Origin of the sequence: Allobosea sp., assembly GCF_017308075.1 — a bacterium.
In the GTDB taxonomy this organism is placed as follows: Bacteria; Pseudomonadota; Alphaproteobacteria; order Rhizobiales; family Beijerinckiaceae; genus Allobosea.
Window position 1 is genome coordinate 1 of record NZ_JAFKFX010000011.1, and the last position, 3945, is coordinate 3945.

Genomic DNA, 3945 nt, shown 5'->3' on the forward strand with positions numbered 1-3945 from the left:
AACGGCGCAAGCCAGCGCTCGAGGTCGGACTTCCAGCTCTCTTCCATGGCCGGCCCTCCATAAGCCGACCACCCATGAATCACGCAAACCGCGCCCCGGGAATCCCAAAAACGCCAGCCGTCCTAAAAATCTGCCAAAGTAGTGCTAGCGGTGGAGGTCCCTTGACATCTGCATGAGATACTGGCCGTACTCGCCTTTCGCGAGCTTCTCGCCGAGCAGCATTAGTTCCAAGGCAGATATCCACCCCTGTAGTGCGGCGATCTCTTCCGGGCAAGCAATGCGCAAGCCTTGGCGGCTCTCAAGCGTGCGGACGAACTCACCAGCCTCCAGCAGGCTGTCGGGCGTGCCTGTGTCGAGCCAAGCGAAGCCACGGCCCATTGATTCCACGGAAAGCGCGCCGCGGCTGAGATAGATTCGGTTGACGTCGGTGATTTCAAGCTCGCCGCGGGCGGATGGCTTCAGGGAGCGTGCAATCTCAACGACCTCGGCATCGTAGAAATAAAGACCGGTAACAGCCCAGTTTGACTTCGGAATCGTAGGCTTCTCCTCGATCGATACCGCCTTTCCGGAATCGTCGAAGGCGACAACGCCGTAACGCTCAGGGTCGCGGACATGATAAGCGAAGACCGTGGCGCCGCGCTCTCGCGCCTTTGCCCGTGCCATCATGGCTGGCAGGGAATGGCCATAGAACAGGTTATCGCCGAGAATGAGGGCGGACGGCTCGCTGGCGACGAAGTCGGCGCCAATCAGATATGCTTGGGCGAGCCCACCTGGATGCGGCTGCTCGGCATAGCTCAGGCTTATACCCCAATCGGAACCGTCTCCGAGCAACCGCCTAAAATTCGGCAGATCGTGCGGCGTCGAGATGATCAGGATGTCACGGATGCCGGCGAGCATCAGAGTCGACAGCGGATAGTAGATCATTGGTTTGTCGTAGACAGGCAGAAGCTGCTTCGACATCGCCAGCGTCATCGGATGCAGCCGCGTGCCGGAGCCTCCAGCGAGTATGATGCCCTTCATTGTTACCTCTGATCCTTGTTCTGCGCCTGAAGAAGCCGCGCGACGCAAGGCCGCAGCGAGACCTGCCAATCCGGCAATCGCACGCCATGGATGAGCGCGAGCTTGCCACAGTCGAGCCTGGAGTTCGCGGGCCGGCGCGCTGGTGTCGGATAATCGGTGGTTGCGATGCGTTTGATCCCAACAGGCCTGCCCCCGAGACGCTCGCGTTCAGTGAAGATCGCTTCCGCGACATCCGCCCAGACGGCCTCGCCCGCGGCACTCATATGGAACACGCCGCGCAAGGAGGGATCGTCCGCCCGCCCAGTCATATTGCGCGCAACTGCGAAAATCGCATCGGCGATGTCGAGCGCGTTGGTTGGACTTCCCATCTGGTCGGCGACGACGCCAATCTCGTCACGGGCCTCGCCAAGACGCAGCATCGTCTTCACGAAATTCTTGCCAAAGGCACTGTAGATCCAGGCCGTGCGCAGGATAGCGTGGTCTGCGGTAGCAGCTGCAACCGCCTCTTCGCCTGCGAGTTTGCTCGCGCCATAGGTCGAGAGCGGACCGGTCGCATCATCCTCGCGATAGGGCCGGTCAAGTGACCCGTCAAAGACATAGTCGGTCGACAGCTGGATAACAGGAACGCCGAGCGCTGCAGCGGCGCGTGCCGCCTCTCCGGCCGCCTCCCCGTTGACGCGCATTGCGAGATCTGGCTCGCTCTCGGCTTGGTCCACCGCCGTATAAGCGGCCGTATTGACGATTACGTCGGGCTTGGCCGCGCGCAATGCCGGCGCAACCGTCCGCGGGTTAGCGAGATCGAGTTCCGGGCGGCGGATCGCGATGACCTCGACACCAACCGGCACACGCTCAAGCATCGCGCAAACGACTTGGCCGGTCCAGCCGGTGACGGCGATGCGTAATGCCATCAGTCGAAATACCTCTGCATCTCGGCAAGGCGCACGTGCCTGCGGTCCTTATCCGAGAGGGTGAGACTCAAAATCGGTAGGCGCCAGTCGATGCCTAGAGCAGGATCGTCAAAGGCGAGGCCATGATCGTTTTCGGGCGCGTAGGGCGCCGTGACTTTGTAAAACACCTCGGTATCTGGCTCCAGAGTGACGAAACCATGCGCGAAGCCGACCGGGACTAGGAGCTGCCTCCAGTTCTCGGCCGAAAGCTCGACCGCGACATGCTGGCCAAATGTACGGGACGAGGCCCGGATATCGACGGCCACGTCAAGGATGCGCCCACGCGTGACTCGTACCAGCTTGTCCTGTGCGAAGGGCGGAGACTGGAAGTGTAGGCCGCGCAACGTACCGACAGACGCCGACAGGGACTGATTGTCCTGGGCGAAGTCGAGATCGAGCCCAGCTTCAGCGAACGCCTTGCGGCTCCAAGTCTCCGAAAAAAAGCCGCGGTGGTCACCGAATTTCTTCGGCGTGACAATTTTGACGGCAGGAATAGCCGTTTCCTCAACGCTCAACATAATATTGCTATCTCCGCTCAGGCAGCGCCGAGCCGCTCGCCGCGATAGACCCCAGACCGGGTATCCCCCCACCATGTCGCATTGGCGAGATACCAAGCGACGGTACGGCGCAATCCGGTTTCAAAGGTCTCCTTTGGCGCCCAGCCAAGTTCGCGGCCAATCTTGCTTGCATCGATCGCATACCGCGCATCATGACCCGGCCGATCGGTGACATAGCGAATCAGACGCTCACGCGGGCCTTCTGGATCGGGCATAAGTTCGTCCAGGATAGCGCAAATGGTCTTCACCACCTCGATATTGGTCTTCTCGTTATGCCCGCCGATGTTGTAGCTCTCACCCAGCTTCCCCTCCGTCGCTACGGCGATCAGAGCCTCGGCATGATCGTCGACATAGAGCCAGTCGCGCACGTTTAGCCCGTTGCCATAGACCGGCAGCGGCTTTCCCTCGATAGCATTGATGATCATCAGCGGGATCAGCTTCTCTGGGAAGTGATAGGGCCCATAGTTATTCGAGCAGTTGGTCATCACCATCGGCAGCCCATAGGTATGGTACCAAGCTCGCACCAGATGGTCGGATGCCGCCTTAGAGGCCGAATAGGGCGAGTTTGGCTGGTAAGCCGTATCCTCTCGGAAGAGACCGTCGCCCCCCAGCGAGCCAAAGACCTCGTCGGTCGAGATATGGTGGAAGCGGAACTCAGCCTGTTCGTCCGCTGGCAGCGAGCGATAATGCCGAAGCGACTCCTGCAATAACACGAAGGAGCCGACGATATTGGTCTCGATGAAGGCGGCTGGTCCGTCGATCGAACGGTCGACATGGCTCTCGGCGGCGAGATGCAAAACAATGTTGGGCTTGAAACCAGCGAAAATCGCCTCCAGGCGGGAGGCGTCGCCGATATCAGCCTGCTCAAACCGATATCGGCTGCTGCCGACTACCGGCTCGAGCGAGGCGAGATTTCCAGCATAGGTCAGCTTGTCGACAACGCAGACCTCATGCCTGGTCTCGCCGATGAGTTTGCGCACCACAGCCGAGCCTATGAACCCGGCACCACCGGTCACGAGAAATCTCAAGGGCATAAAGAGCAATCCCAAAACGAAACAGAACAAAACTTGGTGCATGAGCAACCAAGGCATGCCGCTGCCACGAAGGACAGCACGCCTACCCGGATTGCCGATAATGCCCGGCGTCGTCAACTCGTTTTTACTTACGTCACATTTGAGGAAGCGCAAGACCATGCGAGGGGCACTCGCAGAGACGGGGAAGACGAGAGCCACGTCGACCGGATAGACCTTCTGGCGTGCTGCTATGCCGACAGCCCAGGTGAGGCCACGCTCGCTCAAAGCCTGACGGAACGGTGCAGAGAGGCCATAACCGGCGTCGGCCAGCACACAGCCGAAGCGCAGGCCGGCTGTGCGCGCCCGATCGATCTCGGCGAGCGCGATCTCGGGCTTGGTCCGATAGCC

Annotated in this window: 4 protein-coding genes and 1 pseudogene; all 5 read right to left on the bottom strand. The window is 60.4% G+C overall.

Annotation, left to right across the window (positions count from 1 at the left end):
* Positions 1-144: 144 nt before the first annotated feature.
* On the bottom strand, positions 145-1020 hold the full coding sequence (gene rfbA, locus J0J10_RS00345) for a glucose-1-phosphate thymidylyltransferase RfbA (protein ID WP_291644345.1): 876 nt from the start codon (positions 1018-1020) through the stop codon (positions 145-147).
* Between the two features lie 2 nt (positions 1021-1022).
* Entirely contained in the window at positions 1023-1928 is a 906-nt protein-coding gene (gene rfbD, locus J0J10_RS00350; protein ID WP_291644347.1) for a dTDP-4-dehydrorhamnose reductase, read from the bottom strand.
* A complete protein-coding gene (rfbC, locus tag J0J10_RS00355; protein ID WP_291644349.1) occupies positions 1928-2485 on the bottom strand; it encodes a dTDP-4-dehydrorhamnose 3,5-epimerase in 558 nt (185 codons plus the stop codon). The genes rfbD and rfbC overlap by 1 nt, the downstream gene beginning before the upstream one ends.
* Positions 2486-2502: 17 nt before the next feature.
* Positions 2503-3558 (bottom strand): dTDP-glucose 4,6-dehydratase, encoded by a 1056-nt coding sequence (rfbB, locus tag J0J10_RS00360; RefSeq protein ID WP_291644351.1) that lies wholly within the window; start codon positions 3556-3558, stop codon positions 2503-2505.
* A gap of 174 nt (positions 3559-3732) precedes the next feature.
* Positions 3733-3945: pseudogene (locus J0J10_RS00365) on the bottom strand (transposase); the annotation flags it as partial.

Bases quoted from the DNA above. Each gene is read 5' to 3' on its own strand.
- rfbC (WP_291644349.1), bottom strand. From the start codon at position 2,485: ATGTTGAGCGTTGAGGAAACGGCTATTCCTGCCGTCAAAATTGTCACG.
- rfbB (WP_291644351.1), bottom strand. From the start codon at position 3,558: ATGCCCTTGAGATTTCTCGTGACCGGTGGTGCCGGGTTCATAGGCTCG.
- rfbD (WP_291644347.1), bottom strand. From the start codon at position 1,928: ATGGCATTACGCATCGCCGTCACCGGCTGGACCGGCCAAGTCGTTTGC.
- rfbA (WP_291644345.1), bottom strand. From the start codon at position 1,020: ATGAAGGGCATCATACTCGCTGGAGGCTCCGGCACGCGGCTGCATCCG.